The 14,074-nt window shown below is 62.8% G+C and carries 11 protein-coding genes and 2 pseudogenes; 8 read left to right on the top strand and 5 right to left on the bottom strand.

The annotated features are described in order from the left end of the window. Position 1 precedes the first annotated feature (1 nt). The 8 genes and pseudogenes from FS665_RS14640 (at position 2) to FS665_RS23945 (ending at position 6,655) form a co-directional block, all read left to right on the top strand. Entirely contained in the window at positions 2-337 is a 336-nt protein-coding gene (locus tag FS665_RS14640; RefSeq protein WP_145189652.1) for a phosphoribosyl-ATP diphosphatase, read from the top strand. 62 nt (positions 338-399) lie between these two features. After that, on the top strand, positions 400-681 hold the full coding sequence (locus FS665_RS14635) for a twin-arginine translocase TatA/TatE family subunit (RefSeq protein ID WP_145189649.1): 282 nt from the start codon (positions 400-402) through the stop codon (positions 679-681). Positions 682-684: 3 nt separating this feature from the next. Continuing rightward, a pseudogene (tatB, locus tag FS665_RS14630) lies at positions 685-1,023 on the top strand (Sec-independent protein translocase protein TatB); the annotation flags it as partial. 2 nt (positions 1,024-1,025) lie between these two features. Further along, positions 1,026-1,817, top strand: coding sequence for a twin-arginine translocase subunit TatC (gene tatC / locus FS665_RS14625; protein ID WP_145189644.1), 792 nt, complete (start codon positions 1,026-1,028; stop codon positions 1,815-1,817). Then, entirely contained in the window at positions 1,814-2,521 is a 708-nt protein-coding gene (locus FS665_RS14620; RefSeq protein WP_145189641.1) for a 16S rRNA (uracil(1498)-N(3))-methyltransferase, read from the top strand. Before tatC ends, FS665_RS14620 begins: the two co-directional genes overlap by 4 nt. A gap of 100 nt (positions 2,522-2,621) precedes the next feature. After that, entirely contained in the window at positions 2,622-4,538 is a 1,917-nt protein-coding gene (locus tag FS665_RS14615) for a methyl-accepting chemotaxis protein (protein WP_145189638.1), read from the top strand. A gap of 119 nt (positions 4,539-4,657) precedes the next feature. Then, positions 4,658-5,908 (top strand): annotated as a pseudogene (locus FS665_RS23950) (methyl-accepting chemotaxis protein); the annotation flags it as partial. 33 nt (positions 5,909-5,941) lie between these two features. After that, positions 5,942-6,655, top strand: a complete 714-nt coding sequence (locus FS665_RS23945) for a methyl-accepting chemotaxis protein (RefSeq protein WP_371921279.1) — start codon at positions 5,942-5,944, stop codon at positions 6,653-6,655. Between the two features lie 51 nt (positions 6,656-6,706). Here the strand turns inward: FS665_RS23945 and FS665_RS14605 are convergent, their stop codons facing one another. The 5 genes from FS665_RS14605 to FS665_RS14585 all read right to left on the bottom strand — a co-directional run bounded on the left by FS665_RS14605 (position 6,707) and on the right by FS665_RS14585 (position 13,795). After that, complete coding sequence (locus FS665_RS14605; RefSeq protein WP_145190289.1) at positions 6,707-7,441, bottom strand: amino acid ABC transporter ATP-binding protein; 735 nt, start codon at positions 7,439-7,441, stop codon at positions 6,707-6,709. Next, complete coding sequence (locus FS665_RS14600) at positions 7,434-8,393, bottom strand: amino acid ABC transporter permease (RefSeq protein WP_371921278.1); 960 nt, start codon at positions 8,391-8,393, stop codon at positions 7,434-7,436. Before FS665_RS14600 ends, FS665_RS14605 begins: the two co-directional genes overlap by 8 nt. Before the next feature lie 114 nt (positions 8,394-8,507). Next, positions 8,508-9,305, bottom strand: a complete 798-nt coding sequence (locus FS665_RS14595; protein ID WP_145190287.1) for a transporter substrate-binding domain-containing protein — start codon at positions 9,303-9,305, stop codon at positions 8,508-8,510. 247 nt (positions 9,306-9,552) lie between these two features. After that, entirely contained in the window at positions 9,553-12,126 is a 2,574-nt protein-coding gene (gene mdoH, locus FS665_RS14590; protein WP_145189629.1) for a glucans biosynthesis glucosyltransferase MdoH, read from the bottom strand. After that, complete coding sequence (locus tag FS665_RS14585; protein ID WP_145190284.1) at positions 12,119-13,795, bottom strand: glucan biosynthesis protein G; 1,677 nt, start codon at positions 13,793-13,795, stop codon at positions 12,119-12,121. The genes mdoH and FS665_RS14585 overlap by 8 nt, the downstream gene beginning before the upstream one ends. Positions 13,796-14,074 lie beyond the last annotated feature (279 nt).

The raw sequence follows: 14,074 nt of genomic DNA, 5'->3' as shown, positions 1-14,074 counted from the left end.
CATGAGCGAGACCCTCAACCGCCTGGCCGACGTGCTCGAAGAGCGCAAGCATGCAGCGCCCGACAGCTCGTATGTGGCCAGCCTGTACCACAAGGGCTTGAACAAGATTCTCGAAAAACTCGGCGAGGAGTCGGTCGAGACCATCATCGCGGCCAAAGACGCCGCGCTGAGCAAAGATTGCAGCGATGTCATCTACGAGACCGCCGACCTGTGGTTCCATAGCCTGGTCATGCTCAGCGCGCTGGGCCAGCATCCACAGGCCGTGCTCGACGAGCTGGAGCGCCGCTTCGGGCTATCCGGGCACGACGAAAAGGCCGCACGCCAGCCAAGCGCCTGATATATCTCTGGCAGCTGCAGAGCAGCCCCACAAGATTCACTGACAATTTTCCGGAGTACGAAATGGGTATTTTTGACTGGAAACACTGGATCGTCCTGCTGATCGTCGTGGTCCTGGTCTTTGGCACCAAGAAGCTGAAGAACTTCGGCAGCGACCTGGGCGAGTCGATCAAGGGCTTTCGCAAAGCCATGAACGAAGAAGAACACAAGCCTGCCGAGCCTACCCCGCCGCCTGCCCAGCCAGTGCCGCCGGTCACCCCGGTGCAGACCACCGCCCAGCAGCCTCAGGGCCATACCATCGAAGGCCAGGCCCAACCGGTCCAAGAGCCGCAACGGAAAGACTGACCTATGTTCGGCATCAGCTTCAGCGAGCTGCTGCTCGTCGGCCTGGTCGCCTTGCTGGTACTGGGCCCTGAGCGCCTGCCGGGGGCCGCACGTACTGCGGGGCTGTGGATTGGCCGACTCAAGCGCAGCTTCAATGCGATCAAGACGGAAGTCGAGCGCGAGATCGGCGCCGACGACATCCGCCGCCAGCTGCATAACGAGCACATCATGCGCATGGAAGAGGAAGCCAGGCGCATTCTCAACCCACAGGCTCCGCCTGCGCAGCCGCCTGCCGCCACGCCGCCGCCAGCCCCTGCGGTCAGCACACCCGAACCACCCGAACAGCCTCAACCGCCGCGAGCCCCATGAGCGAAAATCCGGAACACGACCAGCCGATGCCGCTGGTCTCGCACCTGACCGAACTGCGAACCCGTCTGCTGCGCTGCGTGGCAGTCATTTTCCTGATCTTCGCCGGGCTGTTCTCTTTCGCCCAGCAGATCTACACGCTGGTTTCCGCACCGCTGCGCGATCACCTGCCGGCCAATGCCACGATGATCGCCACCGATGTGGCCTCGCCGTTCCTGACGCCATTCAAGCTGACCATGATCGTCTCGCTGTTCCTGGCGATTCCGTTCATTCTTCAGCAGATCTGGGGCTTCATCGCCCCGGGGCTGTATCGCCATGAAAAGCGCATCGCCATTCCGCTGCTGGTGTCGAGCATCCTGCTGTTCTATGCCGGCATGGCATTCGCCTACTTCCTGGTGTTTCCACTGATGTTCAGCTTCTTCGCCGCCGCCACCCCAGCCGGCGTGGAGATGATGACCGACATCGCCAGCTACCTCGACTTCGTCATGACCCTGTTCTTCGCCTTCGGCGTCGCCTTCGAGATACCGGTGGCGGTGGTGCTGCTGGTGTGGATCGGCGTGGTCGATGTGAAGTACCTGAAAAAGGCTCGCCCTTACGTGATCATCGGCTGCTTCGTGGTCGGCATGATCCTGACGCCGCCAGACATTTTCTCGCAGACCCTGCTCGCCGTGCCCATGTGGCTGCTGTTCGAAGTCGGCGTGCTGTGTGGCAGCCTGATCCGCAAACGTGGCCAGGCCGAAGATGAAGTGAGCGACGACCACAACGACCAACCGCCTGCGACCCAGCCGTGAACCTGCTACTGCTCGAAGAGGCCGACTTCATCGCGGCCGACCGCGTGGTGCTGGCTGACCGGCGCTTCACCCACATGCAAGACATTCACCGCGTGGCGGTGGGCGATACCCTGCGCGTTGGTCGCCTCGGCGGCCTGATGGGCAGTGCCGTGGTCACGCGCTTGCAGGCCCATGAAGCCGAGTTGCAGGTGACGTTCGACCAGGCGCCTCCGGCCAAGCTGCCGCTGACCCTGATCCTGGCCGTGCCGCGCCCGAAGATGCTGCGCCGGCTGTTCCAGACCGTCGCCACCCTGGGTGTCGAACGGCTCATCCTGGTCAACAGCTACAAAGTCGAGAAGAGCTTCTGGCAAACGCCGTTCCTGCACGCTGAGAGCATTTGCGAAAACCTCATCCTAGGCTTGGAACAGGCGCGCGATACGGTGCTGCCCGAGGTGATCATCGAGAAGCGCTTCAAGCCGTTCGTCGAAGACCGTCTACCGGCCATCGCCGCAGGCACCCTGGGCCTGGTCGGCCACCCCGGTTCGTATCCGCCCTGCCCGCGTGCGGTCGAGGGTGCGGTTACCCTGGCGATCGGCCCGGAAGGCGGCTGGATCCCGTATGAAGTGGAGCTGCTCGGCAAAGCCGGCCTGACTCCGGTGCAGTTGGGCGAGCGTATCCTGCGGGTGGAAACCGCCGTCACTGCCCTGCTCTCGAGAATTTTCTGACGTAAAGGTCAACTTTTCCCTATCAAGTTTCCATCCCCCTGGCCGATGTTGTTGGCAACACAACAATAATCCGTGCTGCCACACTGCCGGGGGATAGAACATGTATCAGTGGTTAACCCAATCGCTAGGCAACACTAGCGTCAATCGCAAGCTTGGCCTGGGCTTTGGCCTGGTACTACTGCTCACGCTGGCCATTACCTTCACCGGTTGGCAAGGCCTCAATGGCGTGACCGCGCGCGGCGACAAGCTGGGCAACATCTCGGTGATCCACCAATACACCCAGGAGCTGCGCATCGCCCGCCAGCAGTATCAGCGCGACCGCAACGAAGCCGCACTCGGTGAGCTGGACAAGTCATTAGCCAACCTGGAGCGGCAGATCACCAAGATGCTCGAGCAGATCGAGCAGCCGACCGATCGCCAGCGCCTGCAGCAACAGCAGGTCGCCGTGGGCAAATACCGCCAAGCGTTCAACGACATCAAGCAGGCAGGCCAGCGCCGCGATGCCGCGCGCGGCGTGCTGGGCGACAGCGCCGACAAGGCCGCTGAGTTGATCGCCCGTGTGCAGCAGCGGCTGTTGCAAGGCGGCGACATCAGTCAGTATCAGGCTGCCGTAGCGGTCAGTAGCCTGGTGCAACAAGCGCGCTTCCAGGTCCGCGGCTACACCTACAGCGGTAATGCCGATTACCAGCAGACCGCCCTACAGGCCATCGATCAGGCCCTGGCCGACTTGAAAGCGCTGCCAGCGCGGCTACCGGCCGAGTACGCGGCCAGTCTGGATGATTCAGCCAATGCACTGGCAGCCTACCGCGATGCCGTGACCCAGTTCGGCAACGCCCAGAGCGCCAGCGAACAGGCCCTGCAGCAGATGGCTGAGCAAGGTTCGGTATTGTTGCAGACCAGTGAAGCGATGACCGTTTCGCAGACCGAAGTCCGCGATGCCGGCACCCGCCAAGCCAAGGTCTTGCTCGGCAGTGCCACTGCCCTGGCGCTGGCGCTGGGCCTGCTGGCGGCCTGGATCATCACCCGGCAGATCATCGTCCCGCTGCGCCAGACCCTTGCCGCTGCCGAACGCGTGGCCAACGGCGACCTGCGCCAGGACCTGCCAACCAACCGTCGTGACGAGCTGGGCCAGTTGCAAGCGAGCATGCAGCGCATGACCCAGGGCTTGCGCGAGCTGATCGGCGGCATTGGTGACGGCGTAACCCAGATCGCCAGTGCTGCCGAGCAGCTGTCGGCCGTCACCGAGCAGACCAGCGCCGGGGTCAACAATCAGAAGGTCGAGACCGATCAGGTCGCCACCGCCATGAACGAGATGGCCGCTACCGTGCATGAAGTGGCGCGCAACGCCGAACAAGCTTCCGAGGCCGCAGCGATGGCCGACCAGCAGGCCCGTGAAGGTGATCGGGTGGTCAGCGAAGTGGTCAACCAGATCGAGCGCCTGGCCAGCGAAGTGGTCAACTCCAGTGAGGCGATGAATCAGCTCAAGGCGGAAAGCGACAAGATCGGCAGCGTGCTGGATGTCATCAAGTCGGTGGCCCAGCAGACCAACCTGCTGGCCCTCAACGCAGCGATCGAAGCAGCGCGCGCCGGAGAGGCCGGGCGTGGTTTCGCCGTGGTCGCCGATGAGGTGCGCAGCCTGGCCCAGCGCACCCAGCAATCCACCGAAGAAATCGAAGAGTTGATTGCCGGCCTGCAAAGTGGCACCCAGCGGGTAGCCAGCGTCATGGACGCCAGCCGCCAGTTGACCGACAGCAGCGTCGAGCTGACCCGGCGCGCCGGCTCCTCGCTTGAGACGATCACCCACACGGTATCGTCCATCCAGGCGATGAACCAGCAGATAGCCACTGCGGCAGAGCAACAGAGCGCCACCGCCGAGGAAATCAATCGCAGCGTGATGAACGTGCGTGACATTTCCGACCAGACCTCGGCCGCGAGTGAAGAAACCGCCAGCTCAAGCGTCGAACTGGCACGCTTGGGGACGCACCTGCAAGGCCTGGTCGGGCGCTTCAGGCTCTGAAGCGGGACGGCCCGCGCCCGGTGGCCGCTGTCGCCGGGTAACTTTTCCTACAGCCGCTTGGGAAGCGTCCTACCTGATTATCAGGTCAAGTCCTACAGTCTCTGCGCCGATGACACGGGATGGACTGCCGGCCATGTGCCAGCACTTCATCCTTTTCATATGGACGGAGACACACCATGTTCAGCTACCTCAACCGCAGGCTCGGCAATGTCGGCGTGGCCCTCAAGCTCGCCTTGGGCTTCGCCATCGTGCTGGTGCTCACCCTGGCCACCACCATCAGCGGCTGGCGGGCCCTGGATGACGCCATCATCCGCTCCGAACAGCTCAGCGAGATTGGCCAGCTCACCGACTTCGTCAAGGACATGCGCGCAGAACGCATCACCTTTCGGGTATTGGGCGATGACGTCAGCAAAGCGCGCATCCAGAAAATCATCGGCCAGTTGGACAGCATGCTGAGCATGATGCAGCAGCGCTCCACGGTCGAGGAGTCGCGCAAGGCCATCACCGCCAACCTGGAACTGGTCGAGCGGCTGCGCGAAGACTTCGTTGAACTGCAGAAAGTCGTGGCCAACCGCAGCGCCCTGCGCGACACGATGCTGGCCCAGGCGCAGAAGCTGGTGAAGGTCATCGACGACCTGCAAACCCAAGCGTTGCTGAAAATGCCCGCCGATGCCCAAGGCAATGTGCTTGGGATGATGGATTCGCTCAGCCGCCATGTTGACGCTGCCAGCCAGCAGAGCCAGATGCCGGCCTACAGCTTCGAGCCCGTCGAGTCATTCGCCAAGGTCGGTGATGCGGCCCTGGACGCCGCCGATGCCAGCCTTGGCCAGATGCTCAAGGGCCTGGCCGGGCTGGGCTTGTCACGCGCCCTGACAGAGCAGCCCGGCGTCGAGCTGGCCAAGTATCGCGCCAGTCTCGAGCAATACCGGCGGGTCGCGGTACGTGCCGAGCAATTGCAGATCGAGATGGAAGGCATCGGCGATCGGCTCAACACCCTGACCCTGCAATTGGGCGAGCGTAAAGTCGAACAGCGCGATAGCGAAGCGGTAGCGGCGCGCTCGTTGCTGACCACAGTCGCCCTGCTTGCCCTGCTGGTCGGGGTGATCGCGGCCTGGTTGATCACCCAGCAGATCACGCAGCCGCTGCGCCAGACCCTTGCACAAGCTGCGCGCATCGCCAAGGGCGACCTGAGCCAGGTCGATGAAGTGCATCGGCATGACGAAATGGGCCAGCTGCAGTCCAGCATGCGGGAAATGACCCTGAGCCTGCGCGAGCTGATCGGCGGGATCGATCATGGCGTGGGCCAACTGTCGCAGGCGGCCTCGCAGCTTGCAGCCAACAGCGAGGACACCAAGCTGCGCATCAACCAGCAGCGCGAGGAAACCGACCAGGTCGCCACGGCCATGAACCAGATGAGCGCCACCGTCCAGGAAGTGGCGCAGAACGCCGAACAAGCCTCGTTCGCCGCTACTACTGCCGATAGCCAGGCGCAGCTTGGTGACCAGGTGGTGGGCGAAGCGATCGGCCGTATCGAGCAATTGGCCGGGCAGATGGACCACTGCCTGGCGGCCATGCAGCACCTCGCCGGTGAAAGCCAGCGCATCGGCAGCATCCTGGATGTGATCAAGTCGGTATCCGAGCAGACCAATCTGCTGGCCCTCAACGCCGCGATCGAGGCGGCGCGCGCCGGTGAAGCGGGCCGCGGCTTCGCGGTGGTGGCCGATGAAGTACGGGGGCTGGCCCAACGCACTTCATCGGCCACCGAAGAAATCGGCCAGCTGATCGACAGTTTGCACAGCGGTACCGACGAGGTAACGCGCCTGCTCGACAGCAGCAAGAACCTGACCGAGCAGAGCGTCGAATTGAGCCGCAAGGCCGGCGATGCGCTGAGCCAGATCACCGATACGGTGTCGAGCATCCAGGGCATGAACCAGCAGATCGCCACGGCCAGCGAGCAGCAGAGCGTGGTCGCCGAGCAGATCAACCGCAGCGTGATCAGTGTCCGTGACGTGTCGGACCAGACCAGTGCGGCGAGTGAACAGACAGCGCACTCCAGCGGCGAACTGGAGCACTTGGGTCAGCAATTGCGCGGGATGGTCGGGCGCTTCAACCTTTGACCCAGGTGTGCAGCAGGGCGAGTGTACCCTCGCCCCATTGCCTGGGCGCCGCTATAGCACCTGGCGCAGGAACGCTTGGGCGCGGGGGTCCTTGGGTGCGGCGAAGAATTGCGCGGGGGGCGAGTCTTCCAGCAACTTGCCGTGATCGAAGAACAACACCCGATCGGCCACTTCGCGGGCAAAGCCCATCTCGTGGGTGACGCAGACCATGGTCATGCCTTCCTGGGCCAAGGTCTTCATCACATCCAGCACCTCACCGACCATTTCCGGGTCGAGCGCCGAGGTGGGTTCGTCGAACAGCATGACCTTGGGTTCCATCGCCAGGGCTCGGGCGATCGCCACACGCTGCTGCTGGCCTCCGGAAAGACGCGAAGGGTATTCGTTGGCTTTCTCGGCGATGCCGACTTTTGCCAGCAACGCACGCGCCTTGGCCTCGCGCTCGGCCTTGTTGCGCTTGCGCACCACTTTCTGCGCCAGGCACAGGTTTTCCAGCACGGTCATGTGCGGGAACAGGTTGAAGTGCTGGAATACCATGCCCACCTCGCGGCGGTAGGCATTGATGTCGGTCTTGGCATCGGCCAGCTGCAAACCGTTGATGGCCACGTGGCCCTGATCGAAATGCTCCAGGCCATTGAGGCAGCGCAGGAAGGTCGACTTGCCCGAGCCGGACGGGCCGAGTACCACCACCACTTCGCCCTTGGCCACCTGGGTGGTGACGTTATCCACAGCGCGCACCACCTGCCCGCGGGTGTCGAAGACTTTGAGCAGATCCCGGACTTCAATCACTTTGCGCAAGCCTCCGCTCGAGCCGACTGGCGATATGCGACAGCGGCAGGTTGATCAGCAGATACAGGCCTGCCACGCAGAACCAGATCTCGAACGTCGAAAACGATGTGGTAATGGCCTCGCGACCACTTTTGGTCAGCTCGGTGATGGCGATCACCGACACCAGCGAGGTGTCCTTGACCAGGCTGATGAACTGACCGGCCAGCGGTGGCAGCACACGCTTGAACGCTTGCGGCAGGATCACATGGCGCATCGACTGGCCCGCATTGAGGCCCAGCGAGCGAGCCGCTTCGTTCTGCCCCTTGGCGATCGACTGTACCCCTGCACGGACGATTTCTGCCACATAGGCGCCCGTGAACAAGGCCAGCGCAGCCACCCCGGCAAACTCGCGCGAAAGGTTGAGCACCGTGCCGATGAAGAAGTAGAAGATGAAGATCTGCACCAGCAGCGGCGTGCCGCGTACCAGTTCGACATATACCGTCGACAGGTCGCGCAAGGTCGGGTTACCGGACAACCTGCACAACCCGGCGAACAGGCCGATTACCAGCCCCAGCGCGCCGGAAACCACCGAAATCCACAGCGTGGTCCATAGCCCCCAGGCCAACGGCCCCGCCGCCCAGTGTCGGGTCACACCGATCTGGTCGCCCTCGGAGACGTCATCGCCACGGCTCAGTTGCAGGCTGTCCGCCGCCACCTCGAGCACCTGTTGCTCGCCGTTTTCATCCTTGAGCGTGACCTGCGCGGTATCACCAGACACCACGATCTCCTGCACGCTGCCATAGTTGGCAGCGCGTTGCACTTCTTCGGCCTTGTAGGCGAAATACTGGGGAACGCGGTTCCAGCGCCACTCGTAGGAAATCATCGAGGTAGCCATGTACAGGCTGACCGCCAGGCCCACCAGGACCAGCGCCGTCAAGCCATGCCAGGGCCACTGGGCTTTGTTGTGTTTGATCACGGGGTAACTCCAGAAAGCGGCAAGCCGCAAGCTACAAGCCATCCGCCAAAGCGCAACCGTTACCGGTCCGCCGTTGCAGGTGGCTTGCAGCTTGCGGCTTGGAGCTGCCTTTTATTCCATTTCTTTGAGCCAGTCTTTGTTCTTGAACCACTTGTCGTGAATACGATCGTAGGTCCCGTCATGCTTGATCTGGTGCAGGAAATTGTTGATGAAGTTGATGCTGTCGTAATCGCCTTTCTTCAGACCGAAGGCCAGCGGTTCGTAGGTGAAGGGCTCTTCGAGGAACGCCAGCTTGCCGGCACCGGCCTTCTCGACCGCTACCACGTTGTAGGGGGCATCATAGACAAAAGCATCGGCCTTGCCGTTGACCACGTCCATCACCGCTTCCTGCTCGTTGTCGTAGCCATGATACTTGGCCTTGCCGATCAACTTCTTGGCGACCATCTCACCGGTGGTGCCGAGCTTGGAGGTCAGGCGGTACTTCTCGTTGTTCAGGTCTTTGTAGGTCTTGATCTCGCCCGCCAGCTCCTTGCGGATCAGCAGGGTCTGGCCGACCACGATGAACGGTTCGCTGAAGTTCAGGCGCAGGTTACGTTCCTGGGTCAAGGTCATGCCGCTGCCGATGATGTCGAACTTGTCGGTCAGCAGGGCTGGGATGATGCCGTCATACGCCGTGGATACCGCCTCGAACTTGACGCCCATGGACTTGGCCATGGCTTTGAGGATGTCGACTTCGAAGCCGATGATCTCGCCGCGCTTGTTGGTCATCTGGAACGGCATGTAGGTGGGGTCCATGCCGACCCGCAAGGTGCCGCGCTTGACCGCCTCATCGATGGCGCCAGCCTGCGCCGCAGTCACGGCGACCAGGGCGGTGACACCGACCAGCAGCCGCGAAAGGTATTTCTTGATCATCACCAAGTCCCCTAGCAAGAAAAGAGCGAATCTTATTGTGTTGGCACGACCGTACCGGCCGATGCGTCGTATCGGAGAGGGATGCTAACGCATGGCGGCCCGGGGACCTAGAGCCGGGGGGGACTTTGTTGGCCAAAATCCATCATGCGGGGACATTGCTGGCGAGGGTTCGACCCTGAGTTCCCGACGCAAGGCCGCTGCTACAAGGCAGTACATATCCCTGTAGCAGCGGCCCTAGGGTCGATCAGGCGCCGGCGAGTGTCGGTTGGCCTTGATTCTCCGGGTGCAGTGGCAGCAGCGGAGCGTGGGGATCGTTGCTGATCGACGCGCGCCACACATCGATCCAGGCTGCATTGTGCTGGGCCCATACCTGCTCGTGCAGGCGGCTCAAGGCCACCGGGTCGCTGATCAAGGCCAGGCGCGTCGCCAGGTCCAGCCCTTGCGGCCCGACCTCAAGGGCCTTGGCCACGCGCTCGGCGCGCATGGCTTCGATCGGTGCGGCATGACCGTGCCGGGCGGTGGCCATGGCGCAGGCTAGGGCATTCTGCCGCGGGTCGACCACTGCCCGCACGAAGCCGTCGTGCAGGGCGTGCCAGCGGTTTTCGTGGGTGTACTGGTCGGTAGCCAGCAACTCCTGCGGAGTGGCGTATTCCTCGGGGATCAGGAACAGCTTTTCGTCCTTGGCCGCCAGGCCCAGGCGCGTGCGACTGGAGATCACCGACACCGGGATCGACAGCAGCAGCGAGCCGACGATCGGTGCCAGCCACCACAGGAAGCTCGGGTTCAGCCACGCCACCAATGCTGCCCAGGCAAAGCCCAGCAAGGTCTGCGGACCATGGCGGCGCACCGCCTCACTCCACGGCGTGGAGTCGTCGTCACGCTGCGGCGAGTTCCAGGTTGCAGCCCAGCCAAGAAACGCCGCCAGCACGAAGCGGGTGTGGAAGATCATCCGCACCGGTGCCAGGAGCATCGAGAACAGCATCTCCATCAGCATCGACAGGGTGACCTTGATCCGCCCACCGTATTCGACCGCACCCTTGGCCCAGATCAGAATGACGCTCAGCAGCTTGGGCAGGAACAGCAGGACGATGGTGGTCGAGAACAGCGCCACGGCTTTTTCCGGGTGCCATTGTGGCCACAGCGGATACAGCTGGTAGGGCTCGATGAAATACTGCGGCTCCATCAACGTGTTGGTCGCCAGCAACGCGGTGGACAACACCAGGAACAGGAACCACAACGGCGCCGACAGGTAGGACATCACGCCGGTCAGGAACACCGCACGGTGCACCGGGTGCATGCCCTTGACCAGGAACAGGCGGAAGTTCATCAGGTTGCCGTGGCACCAGCGCCGATCGCGCTTGAGTTCATCGAGCAGGTTCGGCGGCAATTCCTCGTAGCTGCCTGGCAAGTCGTAGGCGATCCACACCCCCCAACCGGCGCGCCGCATCAAGGCGGCCTCGACGAAGTCATGGGAAAGAATGGCACCGGCGAAGGCGCCTTTGCCCGGCAGCGGCGCCAATGCGCAATGCTCGATGAAGGGCTTCATGCGAATGATCGCGTTATGGCCCCAGTAGTGCGATTCACCGAGCTGCCAGAAATGCAGGCCGGCGGTGAACAGCGGCCCGTAGACGCGCGTGGCGAACTGCTGCATGCGCGCATACAGGGTGTCCATGCCCGAGGCCTTCGGCCCGGTCTGGATGATGCCGGCATCCGGATTGGCCTCCATCAGGCGCACCAGGCTGCTCAGGCATTCGCCGCTCATGACGCTGTCGGCGTCGAGCACCACCATGTACTTGTAGTCGCCACCCCAGCGACGGCAGAAGTCGTCGAGGTTGCCGCTCTTGCGCTTGACCCGGCGCCGCCGGCGGCGATAGAAAATCCGGCCAAAGCCTTTGGTCTCGCGGCAGACGTCCAACCAGGCCTGCTGCTCGGCCACGGCGATGTCGGTGTCGTTGGTGTCGCTGAGCACGAAGAAATCGAAGCGGTCGAGGTTGCCGCTGGCGGCCACCGACTCGAAGGTCGCCCGCAGGCCTGCGAACACCCGTGGTACGTCCTCGTTGCAGATCGGCATCACCAGCGCGGTGCGCGCCTCGGGAGCGATCGGCTCGTTACCGGCGCTGCTGCCGGAAATCTTGTACTTGTCGCGCCCGGTGAGCAGCTCGAGAAAGCCCATCAGGGCCGTCCAGAACCCAGCCGAAACCCAACAGAAGAGTATCCCGAACAATATCAGGATCGACGTCTGCAACGCATATGGCCAAACCTGCACGACTGTGTCCCACAGCGGCTGGTTGACGATTTCGCTGAAATCGACGAACGACCAGCCCTGGTACGGCAGGATGCCCTTCATGTACCAACCGGCGACGATGGTCTGGCCGATCATCAAGGTGAGCAGGATGTAGCGGCGGATCGAACCCACGGTGCGCCAGCGCGCGGCCGGTAGCTCGCGCTTGGGCGGCTGTGGCGCGTTCGGGCGACCGGTCAGGCGCCGCCACATGCGGATCAGCACGTTGGTGCGCCATGGCTCGGGCACGACCTTGGTGCGTTTGATCGGCGGGGCGATCTTCAGGCACAGCCGACCGTTGCCGTCGACGCCGAGCATCTCGGCGTCCTCGAGCTCGGCGGCGCTGCCCACGGTCAGGCGCGGGCCGACCGAAGCCTGCACGGCCTCGGTGGGGTGGGCAGCCGGGCGGGCTGCCAGGCGTTGGTGCAGCTCACCGAACGACGTGCAGCTGGCGAGTTCCGCGCGCTGCTCATCGCTCAGGGGGAGGTGGGCCAGATATTCGCCAAGCGATTCTGGCCGTGCGCTTGAGTTACTCATCGGCAGGCAACTGATAGCTCCAGGTCTCGGTCAGCACTTGCTCAGTGGTGGCCGGGGCCCCGTTGGTGGACGCCGCATCGGCGGCAGGTTGTTCGGCCTCGGTAGCAGGAGCCTTGGCGGTCTTGTCGTGCTTGGCATGCTTGGCCGCAGCCTTTTCCTGCTTGGCCTCGGCGGCAGGCTTGGCAGCTTCGACCGGCACGTCACGCACCAGGGCTGCGCGCATTTCAGTCGACTTGTTGGCTTCCTTGACCTTCAACCGCAGGGTCAGGCGCCAGCCCTTGGTTTCTGGGTTATAGCGCAGGTTGTTCTCGACCACCTCGGCGTTGTCGCCGACACTGATCTGGCTACGCACGGCGGTGTCTTCCGGCAACGCCGCCAGGGCTGGGCCGGCGAAGTCGACCAGGAAGGCAACGCTGCCGTCAGGCTGACGAATCAGGTTGGACTGCTTGACGTCACCGGTCGAACGCAGGGTCTGCTTGACCGAACCCAGGTCGGCGGCCTGGAATGGCGCCTCATTGATGGTCCAGTGCAGACGGTAGGCGTACTCGAACGGCTTGCCAGGCTCAGGCAGTTTCTCAGGGCTCCAGAACGCCACGATGTTGTCGTTGGTCTCATCGGCGGTCGGAATCTCGACCAGGTCGACGGTGCCTTTACCCCAGTCGCCCTTCGGCTCGATCCAGGCGCTTGGACGCTTCTGGTAGTTGTCGTCCAGGTCTTCGAAGTCGCTGAAGGCGCGCTGACGCTGCATCAGGCCGAAGCCACGGGGGTTTTCCACGCTGAAGTTGCTGACCGCCAGGTGTTTCGGGTTGTTCAGCGGACGCCAGATCCACTCGCCGTTGCCCGCATGAATGGACAGGCCTTCGGAGTCGTGCAGCGCTGGACGGTAGTTCAGCACCTTGGACGGCTGGTTGGGGCCGAACAGGAACATGCTGGTCAACGGCGCGATGCCCAGGCGGCTGACTTGCTCGCGCAGGAACACCCGCGATTGCACATCCACCACCGTGTCGCTGCCCGGACGCAGGATCAGCTTGTAGGCACCGGTGGAACGTGGCGAGTCAAGCAAGGCGTAGATCACCAGGTGCTTGTCGGTTGGCTTGGGCTTCTCGACCCAGAATTCGGTGAAACGCGGGAATTCTTCACCCGACGGCAACGCCGTGTCGATGGCAAGGCCGCGGGCCGACAAACCGTACACATGGCCCTTGCCGACCACGCGGAAATAGCTGGCGCCAAGCAGGGTCATGATCTCGTCCTGCTTGTCGGCCTTGTTGATCGGATACAACACGCGGAAGCCGGCGTAGCCAAGGTTCTTGGTGGTTTCCGGATCATGGGGCACGTCACCGAACTCGAAGCGGCTCGGGTCGTACTTGATTTCCTCGACCTTGGTGGCGGTCACTTCGTTGATTTTCACCGGCGTGTCGAAGTGCATGCCCTGGTGATAGAAGGACAGCTTGAACGGGGTCTTGTCCTGGGCCCACTCGGCCTTTTCCTGCAGGAAGTGGATCTTCTGGTAGTCGGCGAACTTCATGTCGCGGAACACCGCCGGCAGATTGCTCTTCGGTGCTTCGTACTTTTGGCCGGCCAGATCCTTTGCCTTGGCTGCAACATCGTCAAGATTGAATGCCCACAGCTGGCCCGCGCTCATCAGGCCGAGCAATGCCACACTGGCCATCAGGGCCTTGCGCAGCCCGCTGCCGGGGATTCTTGATGCTTTTTGGGGACTAACAATCACGAGCAACCCTCGCCGAAAACAGATCATGAAACCAACGGCCAGCGACAAATGCCGGGTTGGCGAGCACTGTTCGGACCCCATGAGGGCGTAATGATTCCCCAAACAGGTCCTGGTAGTGCTCGAGTCAGAGTGAAACGAACCTGCGAATGCAGGCTCACGCAGCGCGCGATTATCCAGCAGGTCGCGTTACAACGCATCAGGCTGGACCAACTATTTATC

It is taken from the genome of Pseudomonas sp. URMO17WK12:I11, from assembly GCF_007677725.1.
Taxonomy (GTDB): domain Bacteria; phylum Pseudomonadota; class Gammaproteobacteria; order Pseudomonadales; family Pseudomonadaceae; genus Aquipseudomonas.
Note: the sequence above shows the minus strand (reverse complement) of the source record. Positions and strands in the feature narration are given on the sequence as shown.